Below are 25,874 nucleotides of genomic sequence, written 5' to 3'. Positions count from 1 at the left end.
TATGAAAAAAAACCTAGCCGTTATCGTATTAATTTTTATTGCATTTAGCAATTCCATTCTTGCTCAGACAAAAGTGAGTGGTATTGTTGTGGATAAATTAAAACAACCTGTTCCTTTTGCCAATGTTGTTTTTAAAAACTCTAGTACAGGTGCAGTAACAAACGAAGACGGTAGATTTTATTTGGAATCACCAAACACATATACAACATTATTGGTTACTTCAGTTGGTTTTGCTGACAAAGAAATTACCCTTACCAAATCCATTAATTATAATTTTACCATTGAATTAAGTGAACAACAAGCTTTAAAAGAAGTAGTGGTTTATACCGGAAAAACTTCGAAAAAGAACAATCCAGCACTTGATATTTTACGAAAAATTTGGGAGAAAAAACGTAAAAATGGTTTGTATCAATTTGATCAATACCAAATGGAGAAATATGAGAAAGTTGAGTTTGATATCAATTCTATCGATAGTGCTTATAAAAAACAAAAGATTTTTAAGGGCATGGAGTTCATATTTGATCATGTTGATACTTCATCGGTAACGGGGAAAACTTATTTGCCAATTTTCATCAATGAAGCTTTGATAGATGTTTATGGGGATAATAAAATACCTAAAGTAAAAGAAATTACAAAAGCCAATAAGACTTCTGGATTTGATGGAAATCAACAGATTTTATCTTTCATCAAAGATTTGTATTCCGATTATAATATATACAATAATTACATTGCTTTATTTGATAAAAGCTTCACGAGCCCGCTTTCCAGAACAGGGATTGACGTCTATAATTATGTATTAAAAGACAGCGCATTTATCGATAAAAAGTGGTGTTATAATATTGTTTTTTATCCAAGACGAAAAAATGAGCTGACTTTCAAAGGTGATTTTTGGGTGAATGATACCACGTTTGCCATCAAAAAAATTAATATGGCAGTTACCAAAAGTGCTAATGTAAACTGGGTAAAAGATATTTATGTAGAACAAGAATTTGATGTTTTGAGCGATTCTATTTTTCTTTTGACCAAGGATTACCTAATGTCTGATTTTGCTTTAAATAAAAAAGAAAAATCTAAGGGAGTTTATGGAAAGCGAACAACTTATTATCAAAACCATAAATTCAATATTAAGAAACCTGAAAAATTTTATAAGGAAGAAGTTAATTTTGTAGACAACGACGTTTATAAAAAAGATGATGATTACTGGGAAGAACATCGATTTGAGAAGTTAACGAAAGATGAAGAAGGAGTTTATAAAATGCTTGACACTCTGAAAAACGTGCAGGCGTTTAAGCAGCTCACCAATTTGGTAACTGTATTAGCCAGTGGTTACATTAATTATAAAAATTTTGATTTTGGCCCTATTTTTTCCACTTTTGGATATAATGAGGTCGAAGGTTTTAAAACCCGCTTAGGAGCGCGAACGTATTTTGGTCCAAATGATCCTTGGCGTGTACAGGCATTTGTTGCTTACGGTGCACGAGACAATAAATTCAAATATGGTTTTGCCGGAAAATGGATGATTGACAAGAAAAATCGAATTATTATTTCAGGAGGAAACAGACGTGATATCGAACAATTAGGAGCGCAATTGACTACAACCAATGATATTTTAGCTCGAAATTATGGTTCATCGGCTTTCTTCACCACTGGATCAAATGGAAAATTAACCAATATCGGTCTGACCAATGCGTATATCGCCATTGAGCCAGTAAAGAATCTGACTTTCCAGACGGGCGTATCGTATAAGACACTAGAATCGGCCTCACCTGTTTTTAGTTTAGATTATTATACAACTTTGCCAACTTTGGAAAACCCTGCAGGAGTTATAAAAAGTAAAACTACTCAATCAGAGTTTAATATTCAGGCAGAGTATACTCCAAATCGAAGAACTATAGCTTACGGAGTAGAAAGAAGTATTGCCAATAGTCCTTATACCACATTTTTTGTCAATTACAGTCAAGGGTATAAAGGGATTTTCAACAGTGATTTTAATTATAAAAAACTTGAGATTTATTACAAACAGCCTATCATAATTGGGCCATTGGGTCGTACTAATTTGATTTTGGAGCTTGGTAAAACCTTCGGTACAGTTCCGCTTGGTTTGTTGAGCATAGTTCCAGGGAACCAAACTTTTTTCACTGTCGAAAATACGTTCAGTAATCTTAATTATTACGAATTTGTTACCGATACATACGCCACTATGCAATGGTATCATGATTTCAATGGGCGATTATTCTCGAGAATTCCTTTTATGCGGAAGCTTAATTGGAGAGAAATTATAGGCGTAAAAGGTGCATACGGAACCATTAGCGACGCCAATAAAGCAATAAACGCCTCCGGTTTAACTTATGTAGCTCCAGAAAATATATACTGGGAATATAATGCGGGAATTGGAAATATATTCAAGGTTTTCCGTTTAGATTTCTCTTGGAGAGGTGGTTATCTTGATGTTCCAAATGTAAACAGATTTGCAGTCAAAGGATCGTTTGGGTTTTATTTTTAGGAGCTATTTCCAGCTTCCATTGCAATTTTTTAGTCAAAATACTTTATTTTTAATTGACCAAAAGGAGCTTCCGTTGGTCGCTCTTTTGGTCAAAAAAATAATAGTATTTTATCCTGCAAAATTTTCATTACATCTGGGCTAGGGCATTCAGGCAATAATTAAAATTTGTTCTAAAAATTAAGCTATGCAAGAAGCAATTGATCATCTTTTTCAAAAAGACGCTATATTCAAAGAAATTATAGCAACTTACGGATTGCCTACAATTCCAAGAAGACCTCAGGGTTTCGAAACATTAGTGTTACTAATTTTGGAACAACAAGTTTCTATAGATTCTGCGAAAGCTACTTTTTTAAAAATAAAAGCTGCACATCCTGCTTTTCAACCGGAAATCCTTCTCAATATTTCTGATGAACAATATAGAGCTCTTGGCGTAAGCCGACAAAAAACTGCCTATATAAAAGCTTTGTCTTCAGCTATTTTGAATAAGGAAATCGATTTGGAAAGTTTACCTCATAAATCCGCAAAACAAGTACGCGAAGAACTCATTAAAATAAAGGGAATTGGAAACTGGACAATAGATATTTATTTGATGTTTTGCCTGCAAGAACCAGATCTATTACCATTAGGAGACATTGCAGTGATTAATACGATAAAAGAGTTGCTTGATATTCATGACAAAACAATCATGGAATCTTACACTATTACTTGGAGTCCTTATCGTTCATATGCTACTTTTTTACTTTGGCATTATTATCTGAAAAAACGCAAAAGAATAATAGAATATTGAAAAACGCAATCGTTATAGCTATATTTTTTAATTTTTATTGTATAAAAGTATTCTTTCATTACATTTGTAACAGTTAAATAATCTAAGAAAACTTTAAAAATAATGGCAGCAGATAAGATAAAAACTTTTGATGTTCTGATTGAAATTCCAAGAGGAAGTAGAAACAAATACGAGTATGATTTTGAGATAAATAGAATGCGTTTTGATAGAATGTTATTTTCTTCAATGATGTATCCTGCAGATTACGGATTTTTCCCTGAAACTTTAGCATTAGATGGTGACCCATTAGATGTTTTGGTTTTAATTAATGAGCCAACTTTTCCAGGTTGTGTAATGGAAGTTAAACCTATTGGAGTTTTCCATATGGCCGACGATAAAGGTTCAGATGATAAAATAATCTGCGTACCAGTTTCGGATCCGATTTGGAATTCATTAGAAACATTATCTGATGTTAATACTCACTTATTGAAAGAGATTGAGCATTTTTTCCAAGTATATAAAGATCTTGAAAACAAAAAAGTTGACGTTGAAGGTTGGGGAGATGTTGATGAGGCATTTTCAATTATAGAAGAGTGTACAAAACGCTTTAATGATATTCCAAACAAACCAGAAGGATTGTTTAGTGTTAAATTATAAAAACATATAACACCTTTAAATTTTATATTAAATAATTTTTACCTTAAAAAATTATGAAAAAGGCAACATTCTGTAAAGAGTGTTGCTTTTTTTTTTAAATTGCTGCCTTTATAGATTATACGAACCAACCAAAAAACGAATTTATGAATTCAATTATGATTTATGTGCCAATAATCATGGCACTAATAGGGCTAATTTACATGGCTGTCAAAAGATCTTGGGTTTTAAAACAGGATTCCGGCGATGGAAAAATGAAGGAGATTTCAGATTATATTTACGAAGGCGCTCTAGCTTTTTTAAAAGCTGAATACAGGTTATTGGCCGTCTTTGTTTTAATAGCGAGTATTGTATTGGCAGGCATAACTTTTATACCAGGAGTTAAAACAAATATATTAATAGTAGTTGCTTTTGTTTTCGGAGCATTTTTTTCTGCTTTGGCTGGAAATATGGGGATGAAAATTGCAACCAAAACCAATGTACGAACCACACAGGCCGCTCGTACAAGTTTGCCAGAAGCCTTAAAAGTCTCTTTTGGCGGAGGGACAGTAATGGGACTTGGCGTAGCTGGTTTAGCTGTTTTGGGTTTAACAGGCTTTTTTATAATATTTTTTAATCTGTTTTCTGGCGGTGTTTGGAAAGATACCGAAACTATGACAGTCGTTCTTGAAACACTAGCAGGATTCTCTCTTGGAGCCGAGTCAATTGCTTTATTTGCTCGTGTTGGCGGAGGAATTTACACAAAAGCAGCCGATGTTGGTGCCGATTTAGTAGGTAAAGTTGAAGCCGGTATTCCCGAGGATGATCCTCGTAATCCTGCCACAATTGCGGATAACGTAGGTGACAATGTAGGTGACGTTGCAGGTATGGGAGCTGATTTATTTGGTTCGTACGTTGCTACGGTTTTAGCCGCAATGGTGCTTGGAAATTATGTGATAAAAGATATGGGTGGGAACATTCAAGACGCTTTTGGCGGAATAGGTCCTATTTTATTACCAATGGCGATTGCCGGTTTCGGAATTTTGTTTTCTATTATTGGAACGATGCTTGTAAAAATCACAGATGAGAATGCCAAAGAAGCTCAAGTTCAAAAAGCATTGAATATAGGTAACTGGGTTTCTATTGTTTTAACAGCAATCGCTTGTTATTTCTTAGTGCAATATATGCTTCCTGAAACAATGAATATGACTTTCTTTGGTGAAGGTTCCAAAGAAATTTCCTCGATGCACGTATTTTATGCAACACTTATTGGTTTAGTAGTTGGTGGAGCTATTTCATCAGTAACTGAATATTATACAGGTTTAGGGACAAAACCAGTAATGGCCATTGTTCAAAAATCGAGTACAGGTTCAGCAACAAATGTAATTGCTGGATTAGCAACGGGAATGATTTCTACTTTTCCAACAGTTTTGTTGTTTGCATCAGCCATTTGGGCTTCTTATGCTTTAGCAGGATTTTATGGTGTAGCATTAGCTGCTTCGGCAATGATGGCGACTACAGCAATGCAATTAGCTATTGATGCTTTTGGACCTATCTCTGATAACGCAGGTGGAATTGCAGAAATGAGCGAATTACCGAAAGAAGTTCGTACTAGAACAGATATTTTAGATTCAGTAGGAAATACTACAGCTGCAACTGGAAAAGGTTTTGCCATTGCTTCGGCAGCTTTAACTTCGTTGGCTTTATTTGCGGCCTATGTAACTTTTACAGGTATTGATGGGATTAATATTTTCAAAGCTCCAGTATTAGCAATGTTATTTGTGGGTGGAATGATACCGGTAGTTTTCTCGGCTTTAGCAATGAATTCAGTAGGAAAAGCAGCAATGGATATGGTGTACGAAGTGCGTCGCCAATTCAAAGAAATTCCTGGAATTATGGAAGGTGCCGGAAAACCAGAATATGCAAAATGTGTTGATATTTCTACCAAAGCTGCTCTACGTGAAATGATGTTACCAGGCGTTTTGACAATCGGTTTTCCAATTCTGATCGTTCTTCTAGGAAAATTAGTTTACAGTGACAATAATCAATTAATTGCTGAAATGTTAGGTGGTTATATGGCTGGAGTTACTGTTTCTGGGGTACTTTGGGCTGTATTTCAAAACAATGCCGGAGGTGCTTGGGATAATGCTAAAAAATCATTTGAAGCTGGTGTTATGATTAATGGGGAGATGACCTATAAAGGTTCCGAAGCTCATAAAGCGGCGGTTACCGGAGACACTGTTGGAGATCCATTCAAAGATACTTCTGGACCATCCATGAATATCTTGATAAAATTAACCTGTTTGATAGGATTGGTTATGGCTCCGATTTTAGGAAATGGAAGTAGTACTATGGGTGCTGATAATTGTTGTGCTAAGAAAGAGATCAAGATGGAAAAATGCATTGTTCACAAAGGGGACATGATGATGGGAAAATGTGATATGTCTAAATGCGCTAAAATGACCAAAGAGGAATGTGCAAAAATGTGTGATAGCTTGAAATGTTCTCCTGAAGAAAAAGAAATGTGTTTGTCTCATTATGATAAAGACGGAAAATTTATTGCTCCAGAGGGTGATAAAAAAGAAATGTCGATGACTCGTGAAATTAGAATTGAAAAGACAAATATTAATGGCAAAATAACAGCCACGGTTACTACAACAGTTGAAGGAATGAAAGTTGTTAAAAAATTTGAAGGAACAGACGCTGAGGTTGACGCTCAAATTGAAGCTTTAAAATAATAAGTATTGAATAAATTAAAAATGCCTCGAAAATCTCGAGGCATTTTTGTTTTTATATTGAATAAGATGATTAAAACAACCCGTTTAATTCAGCATCGATTCTATTGATGATATTTCCTAAATCTTCTGGATTGTCAACAAAATTAATATTATCAACATCGATAATCATAATTTTGCCTTTTTTGTAAGTTTGAATCCAGGCTTCATAACGCTCGTTAAGTCGGCTCAAATAGTCAATAGAAATAGTATTCTCATATTCGCGACCACGTTTGTGAATTTGTCCTACCAAGTTTGGAATTGTACTTCTTAGGTATATTAATAAATCAGGTGCTGCCACATGTGATTCCATTAATTCAAAAAGAGAAGAATAGTTTTCAAAATCGCGGCTGGTCATCAAGCCCATAGCGTAGAGATTTGGAGCAAAAATGTGAGCGTCCTCATAAATGGTTCTGTCTTGGATAATCTTTTTGCCACTTTCACGAATTTGCATAATCTGACGAAAACGACTATTCAAGAAATAGATTTGTAAATTAAACGACCAACGTTCCATTTGATGGTAGAAATCATCAAGATATGGATTGTCTACTACTTCTTCAAAATGAGGTTCCCATTTGAAATGTTTGGCTAACAAACGGGTTAATGTTGTTTTTCCTGAACCTATGTTTCCAGCTATTGCTATGTGCATTACGATATTGGGATTTTAAAATTCATATTTTCTAAGTTTGTAAAAATAGATAAAATTTAATGTTATTGAAAAGGTTTTATATGTTGATTTCGAAATATTAACTTTTGAAATCAAACAATATTAAAAATTTAAATGAAAGAACACTTTAAGTAACAAGATGTCTTATGTTTACCTTTTTTAGAATAAAAAATTGAAAGTTTTATCTTTTCTAATGTATTAAAAATTTAACTTTTGAAGAAGATCACACTTCATTTTTGGTCAAAAAAAAACCATTCAATAATTTGAATGGTTTCTTGTATCGAATAATTTGAATTTTTTTACAATCCAAAAGCAGCTTTTACTTGATCTACGAAATCTAATTTTTCCCAAGTAAATAAATCTACAGTAACGGTTTTTGTTAATCCACCAGGAGCAGAGAACGTTTTGGTTACAGTTTCAGGAGTACGTCCCATGTGTCCGTAAGCGGCAGTTTCACTATAAATTGGGTTTCTTAATTTCAAACGTTGTTCGATGAAATAAGGTCTCATATCAAAAATTGCTTCTACTTTTTTAGCGATTTCACCATCAGTCAAATTCACTTTTGATGTACCGTAAGTTTCAATGAAAATACCCATTGGTTTAGCTACTCCAATAGCATACGATACTTGTACTAAAATTTCATCAGCAACACCAGCAGCAACAAGATTTTTAGCAATATGACGAGTTGCATAAGCAGCACTTCTGTCAACTTTACTTGGATCTTTTCCAGAGAAAGCACCACCACCGTGAGCTCCTTTTCCACCATAAGTATCAACGATGATTTTTCGTCCTGTTAATCCAGTATCTCCGTGTGGTCCTCCAATTACAAATTTTCCTGTTGGATTGATGTGATATTGAATTTTATCATTGAATAAATGAGCGTGCTCAGGATTTTTTGCAATGATTCGTGGAATCAATATTTCAACAATATCTTTTTTGATTTTTGCAAGCATTGCAGTTTCTTCGTCAAAATCGTCATGTTGTGTAGAAATTACAATAGCATCAATACGTGTTGGTTTGTTATCATCACTATATTCTAAAGTAACTTGAGATTTTGCATCTGGACGTAAATAAGTGATCTCTTTATTTTCGCGTCTTAAAATGGCTAATTCTTGCAATAAACTATGAGATAAATCAAGTGCCAAAGGCATATAATTTGCAGTTTCATTTGTAGCATAGCCAAACATCATTCCTTGATCTCCTGCTCCTTGCTCTTCTTTGCTGGCTCTGTCAACACCTTGATTAATGTCTGCAGATTGTTCGTGAATGGCTGAAAGGATACCACAAGAGTTCGCTTCAAACATATATTCACTTTTCGTATAACCAATTTTACGAATTACTTCACGCGCAATTTGTTGTACGTCTAAGTAAGTATTAGACTTTACTTCACCTGCCAAAATCACTTGACCAGTAGTTACCAATGTCTCACAAGCTACTTTTGAGTCAGCATCAAATGCCAAAAAGTTATCAATTAATGCATCCGAAATTTGATCTGCAACTTTGTCTGGGTGTCCCTCACTTACAGATTCTGACGTAAATAAATAAGCCATAATTATTATAAATTTTAAAAATTAATCGAGAAAAGATAATTGCAGGGAATACTAAAGGAGAGTTTCTGCTTTAGCATTTTTTTCTACTGAAAATTTTTCAGCATCCATAATGAATTCGTTTCATTATGAAGAGGTTGCAATCAGTTCAAATTTTTCCTCTTGTTTTCGGGTGCAAATGTATGAAACCATTTTGAATTGCAAATTATTCTTTTGGTTTTTTTAAATTAATTAAGAGAATTTTAATAAAGTATATTAATTCTATAGAGTTTGTAAAAATAAAACGATATTTCCTTGGCTGTTAAAAAAATAGTTCTCAAATTTGTCCTATAAAAATAAAATAGAATATGAGATTAATCATAAAAAATACTTTTGATGTCGAAACGGAATTATCGCAGAGATATTGCTATAGATTAATTTAAAAATAAAATAAAAACTCTGCCTCTGGTAGGTTTTTTTTTGCTCAAAAAACAACGTAGAATATTTAAACAAACTTAATAATAAACCAATTTAATAAGATGAAAAATAAATTTTTAATACTTTTCGGCTTAGCAACATTTTCCGGATTGTACGCACAAAATAAAACAGAAAATGACACGTTGAAAACTAATGTTTTATCAGAAGTGTCGATTCTTGGTTCAAGAAATAAAAACAGAGTAAAAACAGATGTGCCTGTTCCTATTGATATTTTGAATGTTACTGAAATAACAAAAGGAGCGCCACAAACCAGTGTGACTCAAATACTAAATTACGTTGCTCCTTCATTTACCAGTAACCCAACATCTACCGCTGACGGGACGGATCACGTGGATCCTGCACAATTAAGAGGTTTGGGACCAGATCAGGTTTTGATTTTAGTTAATGGAAAACGCAGACACACCAGTGCGCTAGTAAATATAAATGGATCACCGGGAAGAGGTTCTGTTGGAACAGATTTAAATGCAATTCCGTCATACGCGATTGAGCGAATCGAAGTTTTACGTGATGGCGCTGCAGCACAATATGGCTCTGATGCTATTGCTGGAGTAATCAATATTGTTCTAAAAAAGGATGCAAAATATGTTTCTGGAGATATTCAGTATGGAGGAAATTTGTCTTCGGGATCCAATAATTTTGAAGGCGGAATCGATGGACAAACTTTGCAATTAGATTTAAACTACGGAACATCATTAGGAAAAGCTGGAAGTTATCTAAATTTTACGGGAAGTGGTGTTACAAGACAAGCCACAAGTCGAGCTGGAATTAGGAGTAATGCTATTTTTAATGCTTATAATGCTGTTGAAAACAGAGCTGCGCAAAATGGAGTTGAGGTGAATTCTTTATTTTCTAATATTAATTCTACTCCAAATTCAGCCCAGATTATTAGTACTTTGAAACAATATGCGCCGCAAGTTAATTATTTCACAGCAGCGCAACAAACTGCGATTGCGGGTGCAACAACGATTGCTCAAATGCAAACGGCATTGAATTTTGATGTTACAAATAACGAAATTAAATATAGAGGTCAGGAAAGAAGTGATTATAATATGAGTGTTGGTCAGTCAGAATTGGCTTCGGGACAGTTGTATTTTAATGCTAAATATCCTTTGAGTGATATAACTTCTTTGTATTCTTTTGGAGGAGTATCGTATAGAAACGGAAAGTCATATGCTTTCAACAGACTTCCGAACGGTTCTGGAACTTTCACGCAAGTGTATGAAAATGGATTTTTACCAGAAATTGAATCAGATATATTAGATGCTTCCGCAGCTCTTGGAGTTACTACTCAATTATTTGGATTCGATACTGACTTTAGTTCAAATCTTGGAACGAACTCTTTCAAATATGGCGTAAACAATACGATAAACGCAACTTTGGGTGTGAATTCTCCATTTAGTTTTGATGCTGGTAAAGTTTCTTTTTTGCAGAGTACAACCAATTTAGATTTCACAAAAAAGTATGATGTTTTAGAGGGGCTGAATGTTGCTTTTGGTGGAGAATTCAGATATGAAAATTATCAGATTAAAGCTGGAGAAGAAGCTTCTTATGGATTATATGATGTAAATGGAGCTTTGGTTTCAGGAACATTGCCAACAACTTCACCTTTGATTGTTACTGACTTTTTTGGCAATAAACGTGGATCTGGAGCGCAAGGTTTCTCAGGTTTTCAGCCGTCAGATGCTAAAGAGAAAGACAGAAATAGCGTTGCAGCTTATGTCGATTTAGAATTAAATCCAACCCAAGATTGGCTTTTAAATGGAGCAGTTCGTTATGAGAATTATTCTGATTTTGGAAATACGGTGATTTTTAAATTGGCTTCTCTTTTAAAAATAAATGATTTTATCAATTGGAGAGTTTCTGGGCAAACTGGTTTTAGAGCGCCTTCATTGCAACAGAAATATTTTGAAGCAAGTTCTACACAATTCATTAATGGTTCACCGTATCAGGTTGGATATTTTACAAATGATTCGCAAGCGGCCAAAAGTATTGGTGTAGAAAACTTAGAACCAGAGAAATCCAAAAGTGTGAGTACAGGTTTTACGTTCAAAATTCCATCAGCAAATATTACCATTTCTACAGATGCGTATTTTACAAGAATAGATGACAGAATTGTTTTGACGGGTCAATATTCGAGACCATCAGATGCACAGATTGCTACAGCAACATCACCAGGACAAACACAAGCGTTAAAAAGTTTTCAGGAAGCATTTGATTTAAAAGGTGTTGAAAGAGCTTCGTTTTGGACCAATGGAATTAATACAGAAACAAAAGGTATAGATGTCGTGATTTCACACAGGTATGATGTAATTCAGGACTTCATAATTAGAAATGATTTTGCAATTAGTTATAACGAAACAAAAAGAGTCGGAGATTTAAATGTTCCTCAGTCTATTATTGATGCTGGAGGAGAACCATATAAATATTCTTTTTTTCCTGAATCGAGCAGAATTTATTTAGAAGAAGCAATTCCAAAATTGAAAGCCAATTTAACAACAACTTTCAATATCAAAAAACTTGATATTTATTTAAGAAATACTTTTTTCGGAAAAGTGACCGATCCAGGAGCAACAGATGTAGATTTAGATGGATTTTCATCTGTGTATGAGCATCCGGAATACAGTTCAAAAATCGTGACGGATCTTTCATTAGGATATCAAATAAACGAAAATTTTAGACTTACACTTGGCGTAAATAATATTGGCGATGTTTATCCAGACCAAAATAATCCTGCAACTCCTGCATTTACAAATACAACACCAACATTATCTCCAGCACCAAGTACTGATTTAAGTAATGCAAATCAGTTTCCTTATTCGAGAGCAGTTTCTCAGTTTGGATTAAATGGAAGATATGTTTTTTCACGTTTAAGCTTCAAATTTTAAATAAATTAGGAAAAATAGTTTTTGAATGTTAAAGCCTATTAAGTGCTGATTTTCAAAGGGTTTTCAAAGGATTTAAATTAATTTTTAATTTAAATCCTTTTTTTTAAATGTTAAATTATGCTTTTCTTTTTGGTGGATTGAAAAATATTACTACATTTACTCTATCAAATTAGTCGAGTTAAAAAAATCGAAGTTTTAAATTAAAAAAAAATACAGATGGAGACAATAGCAAAAAAAATGAAAAGATGTTGTATGATGCGAAGATGCACACCGATTTGCTGTTGCTAAAAGTGAAAGACGACTCTTATAATAGTTAATAGTTGAAACTTTAAACCCTTTTGGCAAATTAACCAAAAGGGTTTTTTATACAACACTTTTAAAATCACAGTCATGAAAATATTAGATAAAAATTCAGAAGCCCTTCAATCTTTACTAAAAATAGATCATCAAAGGATTATTAATTCGAGTGAATCTACAGAAATAGGAATAACTCCAATAAATGAGGATATGTATTTAACGGGACAAGAATCATTACTATTTCAGATGTATGATTTAGAAGAAGAAAATCTTTTCATTTAGAATTAAAATAATAATTAAACATAAGTATTTAATAAATTAAAACATTAGAAATCATGAGCACACAACAATTTGCAACCAATGCATTACACGCAGGGCACGACGTAAATAAAAACGGTGGAACTAGAGCAGTGCCAATTTATCAAACTACTTCTTATGTGTTTAATGATTCAGAACAAGCGGCCAATTTATTTGGTTTAGCCGAAGAGGGATATATTTATACACGATTAAATAATCCGACAAATGATATTTTAGAAAAACGATTGGCTATCCTTGAAGGGGGCATCGGTGCTGTAGTTACAGCTTCGGGAGCATCGGCAATTTCTACAACTTTGTTAGTACTTTTAAAAGCTGGAGATCATATTGTAGCTTCAAGCAGTTTATACGGCGGAACTTATAATTTATTAAAAGTAACGCTACCAAGATTAGGAATCACAACTACATTCGTAGATCCTACAGACCCAGAAAATTTTACACGCGCTGCTCAACAAAATACAAGAGCCTTTTTTGTAGAAAGTTTAGGAAATCCAAAATTGGATGTATTGAATTTAAAAGCAATTTCGCAAGAAGCTAAAGCTTTCAAAATTCCTTTTATTGTTGATAATACAGTTGCTTCTCCTTATTTATTAAACCCAATTGAGTACGGAGCGGATATCGTTATTCATTCTTTGACCAAATATATTTCAGGAAATGGAACCTCGCTAGGAGGTGTAATCATCGATGCTGGAAATTTTGATTGGGCAAATGGAAAATTCCCTGAATTTACAGAACCTTCCGTAGGGTATCACGGTTTGGTATATCATGAAGCACTAGGAAATGCTGCTTTTATTGCCAAAGCACGTATCGAAGGATTGCGTGATCATGGAGCGGCTTTAAGTCCTTTCAATGCTTTCCAGATTCTACAAGGATTGGAAACTTTGGAAGTGCGAATCAAAAGACATAGCGAAAATGCTTTGGCTTTGGCACAATGGCTGGAGCTTCAGGACGAAGTGGCCTGGGTGAACTATCCAGGTTTGAAATCAAGTAAGTATTATGTTTTAGTGCAAAAATATTTGCCAAAAGGACAAAGTGGTGTAGTAACATTTGGTCTAAAAGCAGGTTATGAAGCAGCTAAAAAAGTAGCTGATAACACAAAACTGTTTTCAATATTAGCCAATATTGGCGACACTAAATCGTTGATCATTCACCCTGCAAGTACTACACATCAACAATTGTCTGACGAGGAACAAATCTCAACAGGCGTTACCAAAGATTTAATTCGATTATCAGTTGGACTAGAAGATCTAGAAGATTTAAAGACAGATTTGAAAGCTGTTTTTGAAACCATTAAATCCCCTCAATTAGCATAATGTGTTTTTTTTGTTAGTAAAACTGCCTTAGCAACTTGACTGTTGACCTAAGGTAGTTTTTAAAAAAAAGCATCAAGTAGATTATTCATTTTTGAAAACGGTAATGTCAGGTAATTTTTGGTCATATTGAAACTGCTCTTTGCAAATCTTTCCTTTTTTGAAGATAAAAATCAAAGATAATGCAAGAGCAATTCAATGACCAGATTAAATTAACTCAAATATTGTTTTTGAAAATAGCAATACACCACAATTAGCATAATGTGTTTTTTTTGTTAGTAAAACTGCCTTAGAATTGCATCCACAATCTAAGGTAGTTTTTAAAAAAGTAAATTTTAAAAATTATTTAAAAATGGAAAATTTAAAAAAGATAGATCTCTTTAATTTTGATTTAGAAATAGGAAAACAAAAGCAGTATCTTCCTTTATTTTATAATGTTTTTGGGAGACCATTAGGTAGCGCTCCTGTTGTCGTTGTTAATCATTCTTTGACTGGAAATTCTCTAGTTACTGGAGCTAAAGGATGGTGGAGAGGGATTGTTGGAGAAAATCGTGCAATCGACACGGAATATTTTACAGTAATTGCTTTTAATATCCCTGGAAATGGATTTGATGAAAATAGCGATAACCTGATTGATAATTATAAAGATTTTACTATTCGCGACATCGCAAGAATTTTTTGGGAAGGCTTATTTTTCCTAAAAGTGCAAAATGTTTATGCCGTAATTGGCGGAAGTCTAGGCGGTGCAATCGCGTGGGAAATGGCAGCATTGCAACCAGACAGAATCGACAATCTTATTCCGATTGCGACAGATTGGAAAGCTACAGATTGGGTTATAGCCAATGTCTTAATTCAGGATCAGATTCTAAATCACTCAGACGATCCAATTGTTGATGCTCGTTTACATGCAACATTATTATATAGAACACCGGAATATGTTAATCAACGATTTAGAAGAAGCAAATTAGATGAATTGTCTGTTTTGCAAATCGAGAATTGGCTACTGGATCATGGTGTTAAATTAAAAAACAGATACAGACTTGCTGCGTACAAATTGATGAATCATCTGCTTAAAACCAATGATCTTACTAGAAATAGAGCTGATTTTCTGTCTGTAGCCAATACTATTGAGAGCAATATTCACCTTGTAACTGTTGATACGGATTATTTATTTATTGCTGAGGAAACCCGCAAAACGTATAGAGAATTGACAAATAAAAAGAAAAATGTTTTTTATCATCAAATTCAGTCAATTCACGGGCATGATGCTTATCTGATAGAATTTAATCAATTATCAGATATTTTGAAGCCAATTTTTAATTTTAGTAAAGAACATCTTTATGCAAGCGCTTAGAATTAATGTAGTTCTTTTTGGGATTGGAAGTGTGGGAAGCGCATTGATAAATCAAGTAACCGAGAGTCAACAATTCTTTCAGGAAAAAAGAAATATTGATTTGCGCTTCCCCATCATAACTAATTCAACCTTAGCTTTTTTTGAAAAAGAAGGTGTCAAAAATATTTGGGAAGCCGATTTCAACAAGTTGGCTATTCCCTTTACAATTACAGATATTATTGCTTTTGTCAAAAATAAAGAACTTGAAAACGTAATAATAGTAGACGCTACTGAAAGCGCAGAGCTGGTAAAATCGTATATCCCATTAATTCAAAATGGATTCAATATAGTTGCAGCCAATCAAAGTGCGAATATTTTACACATTGATTTTTATAAAGATATCCGTAGAAACTTGAAGAAGTTCGATAAAAACTTTTTATATGAAACCAATATCAGAGCTGGAATCCCGGTTCTGCAAATTATAAGTGATTTGTATTATTCAGGAGAAAAAATAACTAAAATAAGAGGTGTTTTTTCAGACTCATTAAGTTATATCTTCAACAGATTTTCATCCGAAAATGTGCCTTTTTCAACTATTTTAAATGATGCGGAAAAGAAAGGTTTACTGAAAAAAGATTTCAAAGAAGAATTTTCAGGAATCGGAATAGCCCGAAAATTATTGGTTTTAGCAAGAGAATTAGGCAAGGAGATTGAGTTTTTAGATATAAAAATTGAGTCACTTCTAACAAAGGATTTTGAGATGCCAAATGTCAAGTCTAAATTTTTATCAAAAGCCGCAGTATTAGATAAGGATTTAGAAATCACCAAAATTCTCCAGCCAATAAATCACGTTTTACGATATGTTGCAGAAATTTCTATTCCGGAAAATAGATTTGAGGTAAAATTGGTTTCAGAGCCAATCACTTCAGCAATTGGTCAATTAAAAGAAACCGAAACTGTTTTTGAAATTTATACACAATCTCGTGGAAATAACCCGATAGTTGTTCATGGAGACAATTCAGGAAAAAAAGAGACAACTATAGCAAGAGGAATCCTAACTGATGTTCTGAAAGTGAGCGAGAAAATAAAAATTAAAGAAGCAATTTGGCTTTAAAGCAAATAAAAAAATCTCTATGAAATGAGCATAACAGCAAATTGGTAGCAATTGAAAATCATCGAATACCAAAATAAAACAAATACCGATGAGATAAACACCAATATAAACACCAATAATGATATGCGAATTACATATGACCGATAAAAACAATAAATCCACATATGAAATTAAATTATATAGCATTTGCAGTTCCTTTTTTTGCTGCCTTCATGCTTTTGGAATATTATATTAGTGTAAGAAAAAATAAAAAAGTCCATCATTTTAATGAAAGTATAGCCAATCTTAACGTCGGAATAGCAGAACGAATTGCCGATCTTTTGACATCTGGGACTTTTTTCTTTGTTTTTTCTTGGCTTCATGCAAACTTTTCAATTTTCTCAATAGAGTCCACTGCTACAACATGGATTCTTTTGTTTTTGGCAACAGATTTGCTTTGGTATTGGTATCATAGATTTGGGCACACTATAAATATTTTATGGGCATCACATATTGTGCATCATCAAAGTGACGATTTTAATTATACTGCGGCTGCAAGAATAACTGTTTTTCAAGCATTTGCCAGAGGTTTGTTTTGGTGTGTTTTGCCCATTATTGGTTTCAAACCCGAAATGATTACGGTATTATTATTAGTTCATGGGACTTATCCTTTTTTTACGCATACACAATTAGTGGGAAAACTGGGTTGGTTAGAATATATAATAGTGACGCCGTCGCATCATAGAGTTCATCATAGCAGTAATCCAGAGTATTTGGATAAAAATTTTGGGGACATGTTAATTATCTGGGATAAAATTTTTGGAACCTTTGTAGAAGAAACTACAGAACCAAAGTATGGATTAACAAAATCATTGGGTAGTTATAGTTTCTTGTGGCAACACTTTCATTATGTGTTAGAATTAACGGTAGCTTTTAGAATGGCGAAAACATTGAAACAAAAATTAAAAGTAATTTTTGGAGGTCCAAATGATATCGATGCAAGAATAAGAGTGCTCCTTGAACGGAAGTTTTCAAAAAAAATAATCGATTCAGACATTAAGTATTCAAAAAAGTTGACCAATTCAATCGTAGCCAAAACTATTTTAACAATAACAGTACTGTTTCTCACTATTCTCTTTTCAAATTTTATAACTGGGTTTAATATTTTTGTAATAACAGTGTTTATTGTTTTGAGTGTATTAGCTACAGGAGCAATGCTGGATCAAAAAAGATGGATTTTTCACTTAGATTTCCTAAGATTTTTGATTATCGGCTATTTGAGTTTTTCTTTTTTTCCAAACTCATTTTTGCTTTATATAATTGTAATATTAGGAATAATGGGAGTGCTGTTTTATCAAACCATACATTCAAAGTATCAGGATTTTCTATTTGCAACTTAAATATGAGTTCTATAAATGAGAAACTTATGTTAAAAATATATAAGAAAATGCTAAAATCTCTAAGCTAATAAATTATAACTAATTGGTTTTAAATGTATTTTTATATTAAAAAAAAGTTTTTTAATCATTAATTTCTCATTTAGCGTTTGGTTATTTGAAAAAAAGTTTAGATATTTGTCAAACAAAAGAAAAAAGAAAATGAAATTTAATTTATGCAATATGTCTAAACAAGCCATTCAGGTGAAAACCTGCAAGGGGGGGTGTATATAGTTTTTATTTTAAATTAAATAATATATAAACAAAACCTCCTAATTCAATTAGGAGGTTTTTTTTTAGTCAATTTTCAAGTCATTCATTCAAAGTTAAAACAACAATAAGATTAAATAAAGAATTTTAAATCATGCAACAATTAGACATTATTAAGCTTACCATTAAATCGAAGAAGAAGAATATGATGATGTGTGTCAATGCCATGGTGGTTGCCTGTATCTGTTGATTCCAAAAGTATAAGTTTATATACAACTTAAAACCCTTTTGGATATTTGTCTAAAAGGGTTTTTTGGTTTAAAAAAAAATAAAAAATATATCAAGCTTATTAAGCTTTGATTAAATAAAAATTAAATAATAAAATTATGAGTTCAAACAAATTCAATACAAATGCATTACACGCAGGACATGATGTAACTAAGCATGCAGGAACACGAGCAGTGCCAATTTATCAAACATCTTCTTATGTATTCAATAATTCAGACCATGCAGCCAACTTATTTGGTTTAGCTGAATCTGGATTTATATATACTCGCTTAAATAATCCAACCAATGATATTCTAGAGCAACGTTTAGCCGCTTTGGAAGGTGGTATTGGCGCAGTAGTAACAGCATCTGGAACTGCAGCAATTGCAACTTCACTGTTGGTTTTATTGAAAGCAGGAGATCATATCGTAGCTTCAAATAGTTTGTATGGAGGAACTTATAATTTATTAAGTGCAACATTGCCAAGATTAGGAATTACAACAACGTTTGTAGATCCATCAGATCCAGCCAATTTTACAAAAGCGGCCAAAGAAAATACAAAAGTGTTTTTTGCAGAAAGTTTGGGAAATCCAAAATTAGATGTTTTAGATCTTAAGGCTATTTCGGCAGAAGCCAACGCATTAAAAGTGCCGTTTATAGTTGATAATACAGTTCCATCACCCTATTTATTGAATCCAATTGAATTTGGAGCGAATATAGTGATTCACTCCCTGACCAAATATATTGCTGGAAATGGGACTTCACTCGGAGGTGTTATTATTGATGCAGGAACTTTTGATTGGAGCAGCGGGAGATTCCCAGAATTCACAGAGCCATCTCCAGGATATCACGGTTTAGTCTATCACGAAGCACTTGGAAATGCAGCCTTCATTGCCAAAGTAAGAATTGAAGGACTGCGGGATTACGGAGCAGCATTGAGCCCGTTTAATGCTTTCCAGATTATACAGGGATTGGAAACATTGTCGGTTCGAGTCCAGAAGCACAGCGAAAACGGATTGGCCTTGGCAGAATGGTTAGAAAAGCAGGAAGCCGTAGCATGGGTCAATTATCCAGGGTTGAAGTCGAGTAAGTACTATCTTTTAGCCAAGCAGTATTTGCCAAAAGGACAAAACGGATTACTAACATTCGGTTTAAAAGGAGGTTTTGAAGCAGCGAAGAAAGTAGCTGATGAAACAAAATTGTTTTCACTTTTAGCCAATATTGGAGATACAAAATCCTTAATTATTCATCCGGCCAGTACCACGCATCAGCAGTTGTCAGATGCAGAACAGGTCGCCACGGGAGTCACCAAAGATTTAATTCGACTCTCGGTTGGACTGGAAGACATTGAAGATTTAAAAGCCGATTTAAAAGCTGTTCTAGAAACAGTTTTGGTCGAACAAAAAGTATAAAGAGTACAATTGATTTCTTAGAAAACGAAACTTAATTGTGCTATAAGAATATAAGCCATAAAAAAATAAAAATTACAAAAACTTAACATCATGAAAACTTTAAGATATATCACAAGAAAAGTAGAGTTACTAAAAAATATAATTACTAGAACTATAAAAGTTGAGCCATTTAATCCTAAAAAATTGTTGAATCACCCAAGGTTTGTAGTGGATGAAGGCTTCGATTTGAAAGAGAAAAAAGGTAATAATTCTTTATTATTTCACATGTACTCTGAAGAAAACGAAACTCTTTTTATTTGAGACAACAGTAGGGTACTCGAGAAATGTGTAGGTTAAAATTATTTGCCAATAATTTCACGAATAAAAACATGGAATATTCTTTTTTGAAGAAGAGAAAAAACGTGAGAATAAGTGAAATTTTTGGCAATTTCTTTTTTGTTGAAAAAGAATTGTTTCAAAGATGAGTTGCATAATTATTTGGTCGTTTCATAAAATTGTAGTTAATTTGCACCATTAAGTTCAGAAACGTATTGAAATGTTATAAAGAAAGGTAGAGGGATTAGACCCGATGAAGCCTTAGCAACCCTTCGATTTATCGAAGAAGGTGCTGCATTCTACCACGCCCAAACGTGGAAAGATAACACAAAGAAATTCATCTAGTTTTTCAACTTTCTTCATAATATTTCCGGTACAAATCAAAATAAACAAGATTTGAAATTGGAAAATAACCCAACAACAATAACAATACAAAATTTCACTACCGAAAGTGGTGCTTTTTATGCTTCGTTCAATTTGAGCTATCAACTTTTTGGACAAGCATTACACACTGCTCCTATTGTTTTGGTAAATCATGCATTAACAGGAAATTCTCAAGTAGTAGGTTCACAAGGATGGTGGAATGTACTCATTGGTGACGACAAGACAATAGATACAAATAAATATACAATACTGGCTTTTAATGTTCCGGGAAATGGTTTTGACGGAATCCTAATCGAAAATTATTGGGATTTCACAACCAGAGATGTGGCCAGACTTTTTATAGAAGGAATTAAAACGCTTCAGATTGAGCAATTATATGCCATTATTGGTGGGTCAGTAGGTGGAGGAATTGCTTGGGAAATTGCAGCATTATCACCAAAAATTACACAACATTTAATTCCGATTGCAACCGATTGGAAAGCTACAGACTGGATGATTGCTAATTGTTTTTTGCAGGAACAGATTTTGAAAAATTCGGCAAAACCAATAGAAGATGCCCGAATTCACGCGATGATGTGTTACAGAACGCCAGAATCTTTTAAACTTAAATTTGATCGAACGACAAATGAACAATTGGGTATTTATAATATTGAAAGTTGGTTGAGCCATCATGGTGAGAAATTACAAAAACGTTTTCAGCTTTCGGCCTATAAATTAATGAACCAGCTTTTGAAAACAATTGATATTACCAGAAACAGAGAATCTTTTGTTGCGGTTGCCTCAAAAATAGAAGCAGATATTCATATTATCGGAATCAATTCGGATTTGTTTTTTACGGTAAATGAAAATAAAGAAACCTACGAAACATTAAAAAAGTATAAAGAGAATGTAACGTTTCAAGAGATTGATTCCATTCATGGACACGATGCTTTTTTGATCGAATATAAACAACTGGACAATTTACTGAAAGGAATTTTTGTCGAGAAGAGTTCCCGGTTGCTGCGTGAGGGATAGGAGCTGGCTACCGAAGTAGCGCGGATAGCCCGACGCCGTTAAGGAAATGGGCTGTATAAGCGGTTCTGAATGTAAGCCCATTTTCTTAACGGGGTCACGCCCAAAGAATTATTTAAAAGAGATAAATAGTCGAAATAATTTGACTTAAAAAATAAGATAATGAAGATATTAAAATTTGGAGGAAAGTCTTTGTCAAACGGAGATGGACTCAATAAAGTTGTAGCAATTATTGAGGGCAAAGTAGCTGCTGGGGAACAAATTGCAATCGTAGTTTCGGCACGTGGGAATGCTACTGATGAGTTGGAAGAAATTCTGGCTTTGGCTGCAAAAAACGGAGATTATAAATCGCTTTTTGAAAATTTTAAGCGTTATCAGCAAGATGTTTATGATGATGTAGATTTGTCTGTGGAGTTCAATAAGCTAGAAAAACTTTTTGAAGGAGTGAGCTTAATTGGCGATTACAGCGTGAAAATTAAAGATGAGGTTTTGTCTAAAGGCGAGTTGATTTCGGCCAAATTGCTTACGTCTATATTGACCAAAAAAGGTATAAATGCGCGTTTTACAGATACTAGAGAGTTGATTAAAACGGATTCAAATTATGGTGATGCACAGCCAGTTGAGCAACTTTCGAAGAAAAATGTTATAGCATATTTTAAAGAACACAACGGTACAACGGTGAATGTTGTGACTGGTTTTATAGGTTCTAATAGCAAAAATGAAGCGACTACGCTTGGTAGAAATGGTAGTAATTATACGGCTTCGTTATTGGCGAATTACCTGGATGCTGCTGAATTGCAAAATTACACACACGTTGACGGAATTTATACAGCGAATCCGGAATTGGTTTTTGATGCTAAAAAAATTGATCATTTAACTTTTAATGAGGCAAATGAGTTGGCAAATTTTGGAGCTACAATTTTGCATGCCAAAACGATTATTCCTTTGTTGGAAAAAAATATTCCACTTCGAATTTTGAATACGTTCAACCATGAAAATCAAGGAACATTAATAACTTCCAATGCTGGAAAAGAGGGGATTAAAACGCTTTCAGTTTTGGAGAATGTTGCTTTGGTGAATTTGGAAGGAAGAGGATTGCTTGGAAAAACAGGCGTTGATGCCCGTATTTTTAAAGTTATGGGGGACAATGATATTAGCGTAAGTATCATATCTCAAGGTTCGTCTGAGCGTGGAATTGGACTTGTGGTAAACGCTGATAAAGCGGGTCGAGCAATGATTGAATTGGAGAAAGAATTCGAAAATGATTTTTACTCTAAAGATGTTAATAAAATTTCGGTGACAGATAATGTGTCGGTCATTTCGATTATCGGACAGGATTTGAGCACATTTCATAAACCATATACGGCTTTAATCAAAAATAAAATTGTTCCGATTCTTTTCAATAACACGGTTACGGGTAAAAACGTGAGTTTGGTAGTAAAAAAAGAAGAGCTGAACAAAGCCCTGAACGTGATTCACGGAGAGATTTTTGGAGTTTCTAAGAAAATAAATATTGCGATTTTTGGCCACGGACTGGTTGGAGGAACTTTGATCAATCAGATTTTAGAGTCTGAGAGATCAATTGAAAAACGCAAAGGTATTAAGTTGAATGTTTTTGCAATTGCGAATTCTAAGAGTGTTCTTTTGAACAAAAATGGAGTTTCGCCAAATTGGAGAAACGAAATTCAAACCAATGGAGTTTCGTATACAATTGATGATATTATTGCTTTTGCAAATGACAATCATTTAGAGAATTTGATTGCCATTGATAATTCGGCAAGCAAGACTTTTGTTGAAAATTACATCAAATTGGCTGAAAATAGTTTTGATTTGATTTCTTCGAATAAAGTAGCGAATACTTTGAGTTATGAGTTTTATAAACAATTGCGTCAAGTATTGGAAGACAACCAAAAAACATATTTGTACGAAACCAATGTTGGTGCAGGTTTACCTTTGATTGATACGATAAAATTATTGCATCTTTCAGGTGAAAATATCACTAAAATTAAAGGAGTTTTCTCGGGAACGTTAAGTTATTTATTCAATAATTTTTCTGCAAAAGACGTTCCGTTTAGTGAAATATTAAAAGAAGCCATCGATAACGGTTACACAGAACCAGATCCAAGAGAAGACCTTTGTGGGAATGACGTTGGTAGAAAATTATTGATTTTAGCGAGAGAATTGGACTTACAAAATGAGTTTGAAGAAATCGCTATTCAAAACTTAATTCCTGAGCATTTACGTGAAGGAGACGTTTCTGACTTCTTGAATAAGTTGAAAGAGTTTGATCCAATTTATGCTAAAATAAAATCGGAACAACAGCCAAATCATGTGTTGCGTTACATCGGTGAATTATCGGGTGATTTGCAAAATGACAAAGGGAATCTGGAAGTGAAGTTAGTTTCTGTACCAAAAGATACTGCCCTTGGCGGATTAAAAGGTTCGGATTCTTTCTTCGAAATTTACACAGAATCGTATGGAGACCGACCAATTGTTATTCAAGGGGCAGGAGCAGGTTCGGCTGTAACCGCCAGAGGAGTTTTCGGAGATATTTTGAGGTTGTCGGATAAAGGATAGTGATATAAAATTCGGTAAGTTATTAGTAAAAAAAACAAACTTTTAATTTATGTTCACACAAGAAGTAATAAATTATATAGATCAAAGTGTTTTGTGCTGGCTGGCGACATCAGATAAGGATAATTTTCCGAATGTTTCGCCAAAGGAAATGTTTACGCATTTTGAAGGCAATAAATTACTGATTGCAAATATTGCTTCGCCAAATAGTGTTGCAAATATTTTAGAAAACGATAATGTCTGTGTGAGTTTTATAGATGTTTTTGTTGAAAAAGGATTTAAAATAAAAGGGCAGGCTACAATTATTTATAAAGAAGAAGCTGAATTTGTTGCAAAATCAAAACCCTTGACAAATATATTTTCGGATAAATTTCCAATTAGCGCTATAATACAGATCACGGCTCAAAGTGTTGAGCCCATTATCGCTCCGAGTTATTTTTTATATCCGGAGATAACCGAAGAGCAGAAAATCAAAAGTGCGATGAATACCTATAAAGTAAAATGAGAATCAGTGTTCAATAAAAAAAGAAATAATGAAAATAACATTAGACAGAGTTAACGAAAATTTCCATTTTGAATTAAAAAACGAACGTGGACATATTGTAAATGTTGATGCCAGACCAGAATTTGGCGGTAACGATATGGGACCAAGTCCAATGGAATTAGTATTAATGGGCGTTGCAGGTTGTAGCGGAATTGATATGATTTCGATATTGAAAAAACAGCGTCAGGAAATCACATCTTTCAAAGCTGAGGTTGAAGGCGAGCGTGTGCAGGTGGGCGAAGCAAAACCATTTAAAAATATTTATGTGGTTTTTTCTTTGGAAGGAAATATCAAAGAAGACAAAGCAGCAAAAGCAGCACAATTGTCTTTTGATAAATATTGTTCAGTTTCTAAAACAGTAGAACCTACAGCAACAATTCATTATAAAGTGATTTTGAACGGAGTAGAATTGGCAAAAATCTAATATTTATAACTAGCTATTAAGGGTTAGCCAAAAGCTAAAATCCAATAGCTAAAAGCTTAAAAAAAATGGAAGAACAAGAATTTGGGTTTGAAACTCAGGCAATACGTAATCATTTAGAAAAAACACAATTTCAGGAACATTCTACACCTTTGTATTTGTCTTCAAGTTTTGTATTTGAAGATGCCGAGGACATGAGAGCTTCTTTTACAGAAGAAAAAGTTCGCAATATATATTCTCGTTTCAGTAATCCCAATACAACTGAATTTGTAGATAAGGTTTGTGCGATGGAAGGAGCTGAGGCTGGATATGCTTTTGCAACTGGAATGGCAGCGATTTTTTCAACTTTTGGTGCGTTATTAGAATCAGGTGATCATATTGTGTCTGCTGGCAGCGTTTTTGGTTCTACCCATGCGCTTTTTATGACTTATTTTCCAAAGTGGAAAATTGAAACCAGTTATTTTGACATCAATAAACCAGAAACAGTTGAGAGTTTCATTCAACCAAATTCAAAAATTTTATACGTTGAAACACCAACAAATCCAGGTGTTGACGTAATTGATTTGGAGTTTTTAGGGAAAATTGCCAAAAAACATAACTTGATTTTGATTGTAGACAATTGTTTTGCTACTCCTTATATTCAGCAACCAATTAAATATGGTGCACATATAGTTGTGCATTCGGCTACAAAATTGATGGA

19 protein-coding genes and 1 riboswitch are annotated in these 25,874 nt (G+C 33.6%); of the genes, 17 read left to right on the top strand and 2 right to left on the bottom strand.

The genetic code is table 11. The features are described 5' to 3' along the window. The first annotated feature begins 1 nt into the window (after position 1). The 4 genes from VLC96_RS10160 to VLC96_RS10145 all read left to right on the top strand — a co-directional run bounded on the left by VLC96_RS10160 (position 2) and on the right by VLC96_RS10145 (position 6,640). The gene (locus VLC96_RS10160; protein WP_325262650.1) at positions 2 to 2,503 is read left to right on the top strand and encodes a DUF5686 and carboxypeptidase-like regulatory domain-containing protein; all 2,502 of its coding nucleotides are present in this window, start codon (positions 2 to 4) and stop codon (positions 2,501 to 2,503) included. A 184-nt stretch (positions 2,504 to 2,687) separates the two neighbouring features. Next, positions 2,688 to 3,290: a DNA-3-methyladenine glycosylase family protein gene (locus VLC96_RS10155; RefSeq protein ID WP_325262648.1), complete on the top strand. Its 603-nt coding sequence runs from the start codon at positions 2,688 to 2,690 to the stop codon at positions 3,288 to 3,290. A 102-nt stretch (positions 3,291 to 3,392) separates the two neighbouring features. After that, positions 3,393 to 3,926, top strand: coding sequence for an inorganic diphosphatase (locus tag VLC96_RS10150; RefSeq protein ID WP_325262646.1), 534 nt, complete (start codon positions 3,393 to 3,395; stop codon positions 3,924 to 3,926). A 143-nt stretch (positions 3,927 to 4,069) separates the two neighbouring features. Beyond that, a complete protein-coding gene (locus tag VLC96_RS10145; protein WP_325262645.1) occupies positions 4,070 to 6,640 on the top strand; it encodes a sodium-translocating pyrophosphatase in 2,571 nt (856 codons plus the stop codon). Between the two features lie 70 nt (positions 6,641 to 6,710). On the opposite strand, the gene VLC96_RS10140 is transcribed toward VLC96_RS10145, so the two are convergent. Together VLC96_RS10140 and metK are read right to left on the bottom strand one after the other, a co-directional pair. Further along, entirely contained in the window at positions 6,711 to 7,325 is a 615-nt protein-coding gene (locus VLC96_RS10140) for a deoxynucleoside kinase (protein ID WP_325262643.1), read from the bottom strand. 317 nt (positions 7,326 to 7,642) lie between these two features. Beyond that, positions 7,643 to 8,893, bottom strand: coding sequence for a methionine adenosyltransferase (gene metK / locus VLC96_RS10135; RefSeq protein ID WP_325262640.1), 1,251 nt, complete (start codon positions 8,891 to 8,893; stop codon positions 7,643 to 7,645). Between the two features lie 515 nt (positions 8,894 to 9,408). Between metK and VLC96_RS10130 the strand changes: the two genes are divergently transcribed. The 13 genes from VLC96_RS10130 to VLC96_RS10070 all read left to right on the top strand — a co-directional run. Then, positions 9,409 to 12,252, top strand: a complete 2,844-nt coding sequence (locus VLC96_RS10130) for a TonB-dependent receptor plug domain-containing protein (protein ID WP_325262638.1) — start codon at positions 9,409 to 9,411, stop codon at positions 12,250 to 12,252. 390 nt (positions 12,253 to 12,642) lie between these two features. Next, on the top strand, positions 12,643 to 12,831 hold the full coding sequence (locus tag VLC96_RS10125; RefSeq protein ID WP_325262637.1) for a hypothetical protein: 189 nt from the start codon (positions 12,643 to 12,645) through the stop codon (positions 12,829 to 12,831). Between the two features lie 53 nt (positions 12,832 to 12,884). After that, positions 12,885 to 14,177, top strand: coding sequence for an O-acetylhomoserine aminocarboxypropyltransferase/cysteine synthase family protein (locus tag VLC96_RS10120; protein ID WP_325262635.1), 1,293 nt, complete (start codon positions 12,885 to 12,887; stop codon positions 14,175 to 14,177). Between the two features lie 349 nt (positions 14,178 to 14,526). Next, a complete protein-coding gene (locus VLC96_RS10115) occupies positions 14,527 to 15,528 on the top strand; it encodes an alpha/beta fold hydrolase (protein ID WP_325262633.1) in 1,002 nt (333 codons plus the stop codon). After that, positions 15,515 to 16,621: a homoserine dehydrogenase family protein gene (locus VLC96_RS10110; protein ID WP_325262631.1), complete on the top strand. Its 1,107-nt coding sequence runs from the start codon at positions 15,515 to 15,517 to the stop codon at positions 16,619 to 16,621. The genes VLC96_RS10115 and VLC96_RS10110 overlap by 14 nt, the downstream gene beginning before the upstream one ends. A gap of 164 nt (positions 16,622 to 16,785) precedes the next feature. Then, positions 16,786 to 18,000 carry a sterol desaturase family protein gene (locus VLC96_RS10105; RefSeq protein WP_325262630.1) on the top strand — a complete coding sequence of 405 codons (1,215 nt, stop codon included), beginning with the start codon at positions 16,786 to 16,788 and terminating at the stop codon, positions 17,998 to 18,000. A 632-nt stretch (positions 18,001 to 18,632) separates the two neighbouring features. Continuing rightward, the gene (locus tag VLC96_RS10100) at positions 18,633 to 19,925 is read left to right on the top strand and encodes an O-acetylhomoserine aminocarboxypropyltransferase/cysteine synthase family protein (RefSeq protein ID WP_325262628.1); all 1,293 of its coding nucleotides are present in this window, start codon (positions 18,633 to 18,635) and stop codon (positions 19,923 to 19,925) included. Between the two features lie 90 nt (positions 19,926 to 20,015). Beyond that, the gene (locus VLC96_RS10095) at positions 20,016 to 20,225 is read left to right on the top strand and encodes a hypothetical protein (protein WP_325262626.1); all 210 of its coding nucleotides are present in this window, start codon (positions 20,016 to 20,018) and stop codon (positions 20,223 to 20,225) included. 235 nt (positions 20,226 to 20,460) lie between these two features. Further along, positions 20,461 to 20,569: riboswitch (SAM riboswitch) on the top strand. A 67-nt stretch (positions 20,570 to 20,636) separates the two neighbouring features. Next, complete coding sequence (locus tag VLC96_RS10090) at positions 20,637 to 21,638, top strand: alpha/beta fold hydrolase (protein ID WP_325262625.1); 1,002 nt, start codon at positions 20,637 to 20,639, stop codon at positions 21,636 to 21,638. Positions 21,639 to 21,797: 159 nt separating this feature from the next. After that, positions 21,798 to 24,212 carry a bifunctional aspartate kinase/homoserine dehydrogenase I gene (gene thrA / locus VLC96_RS10085; protein WP_325262623.1) on the top strand — a complete coding sequence of 805 codons (2,415 nt, stop codon included), beginning with the start codon at positions 21,798 to 21,800 and terminating at the stop codon, positions 24,210 to 24,212. Positions 24,213 to 24,261: 49 nt separating this feature from the next. After that, positions 24,262 to 24,714 (top strand): pyridoxamine 5'-phosphate oxidase family protein, encoded by a 453-nt coding sequence (locus VLC96_RS10080; protein ID WP_325262620.1) that lies wholly within the window; start codon positions 24,262 to 24,264, stop codon positions 24,712 to 24,714. 28 nt (positions 24,715 to 24,742) lie between these two features. Beyond that, positions 24,743 to 25,177, top strand: coding sequence for an OsmC family protein (locus VLC96_RS10075; protein WP_325262618.1), 435 nt, complete (start codon positions 24,743 to 24,745; stop codon positions 25,175 to 25,177). A gap of 65 nt (positions 25,178 to 25,242) precedes the next feature. Beyond that, positions 25,243 to 25,874 (top strand): trans-sulfuration enzyme family protein (locus tag VLC96_RS10070; RefSeq protein ID WP_325262617.1); only part of this gene is annotated, 632 nt, incomplete at its 3' end.

Origin of the sequence: Flavobacterium sp., assembly GCF_035456085.1 — a bacterium.
Lineage (GTDB): Bacteria > Bacteroidota > Bacteroidia > Flavobacteriales > Flavobacteriaceae > Flavobacterium.
The sequence above is the reverse complement of the archived record's forward strand: the minus strand, read 5'-3'. Positions and strand labels throughout refer to the sequence as shown.

Coding starts and splice junctions, on each gene's coding strand:
- VLC96_RS10125 (WP_325262637.1), top strand. CDS start 12,643: ATGAAAATATTAGATAAAAATTCAGAAGCCCTTCAATCTTTACTAAAA.
- metK (WP_325262640.1), bottom strand. CDS start 8,893: ATGGCTTATTTATTTACGTCAGAATCTGTAAGTGAGGGACACCCAGAC.
- VLC96_RS10075 (WP_325262618.1), top strand. CDS start 24,743: ATGAAAATAACATTAGACAGAGTTAACGAAAATTTCCATTTTGAATTA.
- VLC96_RS10080 (WP_325262620.1), top strand. CDS start 24,262: ATGTTCACACAAGAAGTAATAAATTATATAGATCAAAGTGTTTTGTGC.
- VLC96_RS10160 (WP_325262650.1), top strand. CDS start 2: ATGAAAAAAAACCTAGCCGTTATCGTATTAATTTTTATTGCATTTAGC.
- VLC96_RS10155 (WP_325262648.1), top strand. CDS start 2,688: ATGCAAGAAGCAATTGATCATCTTTTTCAAAAAGACGCTATATTCAAA.
- VLC96_RS10100 (WP_325262628.1), top strand. CDS start 18,633: ATGAGTTCAAACAAATTCAATACAAATGCATTACACGCAGGACATGAT.
- VLC96_RS10115 (WP_325262633.1), top strand. CDS start 14,527: ATGGAAAATTTAAAAAAGATAGATCTCTTTAATTTTGATTTAGAAATA.
- thrA (WP_325262623.1), top strand. CDS start 21,798: ATGAAGATATTAAAATTTGGAGGAAAGTCTTTGTCAAACGGAGATGGA.
- VLC96_RS10140 (WP_325262643.1), bottom strand. CDS start 7,325: ATGCACATAGCAATAGCTGGAAACATAGGTTCAGGAAAAACAACATTA.
- VLC96_RS10130 (WP_325262638.1), top strand. CDS start 9,409: ATGAAAAATAAATTTTTAATACTTTTCGGCTTAGCAACATTTTCCGGA.
- VLC96_RS10150 (WP_325262646.1), top strand. CDS start 3,393: ATGGCAGCAGATAAGATAAAAACTTTTGATGTTCTGATTGAAATTCCA.
- VLC96_RS10105 (WP_325262630.1), top strand. CDS start 16,786: ATGAAATTAAATTATATAGCATTTGCAGTTCCTTTTTTTGCTGCCTTC.
- VLC96_RS10095 (WP_325262626.1), top strand. CDS start 20,016: ATGAAAACTTTAAGATATATCACAAGAAAAGTAGAGTTACTAAAAAAT.
- VLC96_RS10145 (WP_325262645.1), top strand. CDS start 4,070: ATGAATTCAATTATGATTTATGTGCCAATAATCATGGCACTAATAGGG.
- VLC96_RS10110 (WP_325262631.1), top strand. CDS start 15,515: ATGCAAGCGCTTAGAATTAATGTAGTTCTTTTTGGGATTGGAAGTGTG.
- VLC96_RS10120 (WP_325262635.1), top strand. CDS start 12,885: ATGAGCACACAACAATTTGCAACCAATGCATTACACGCAGGGCACGAC.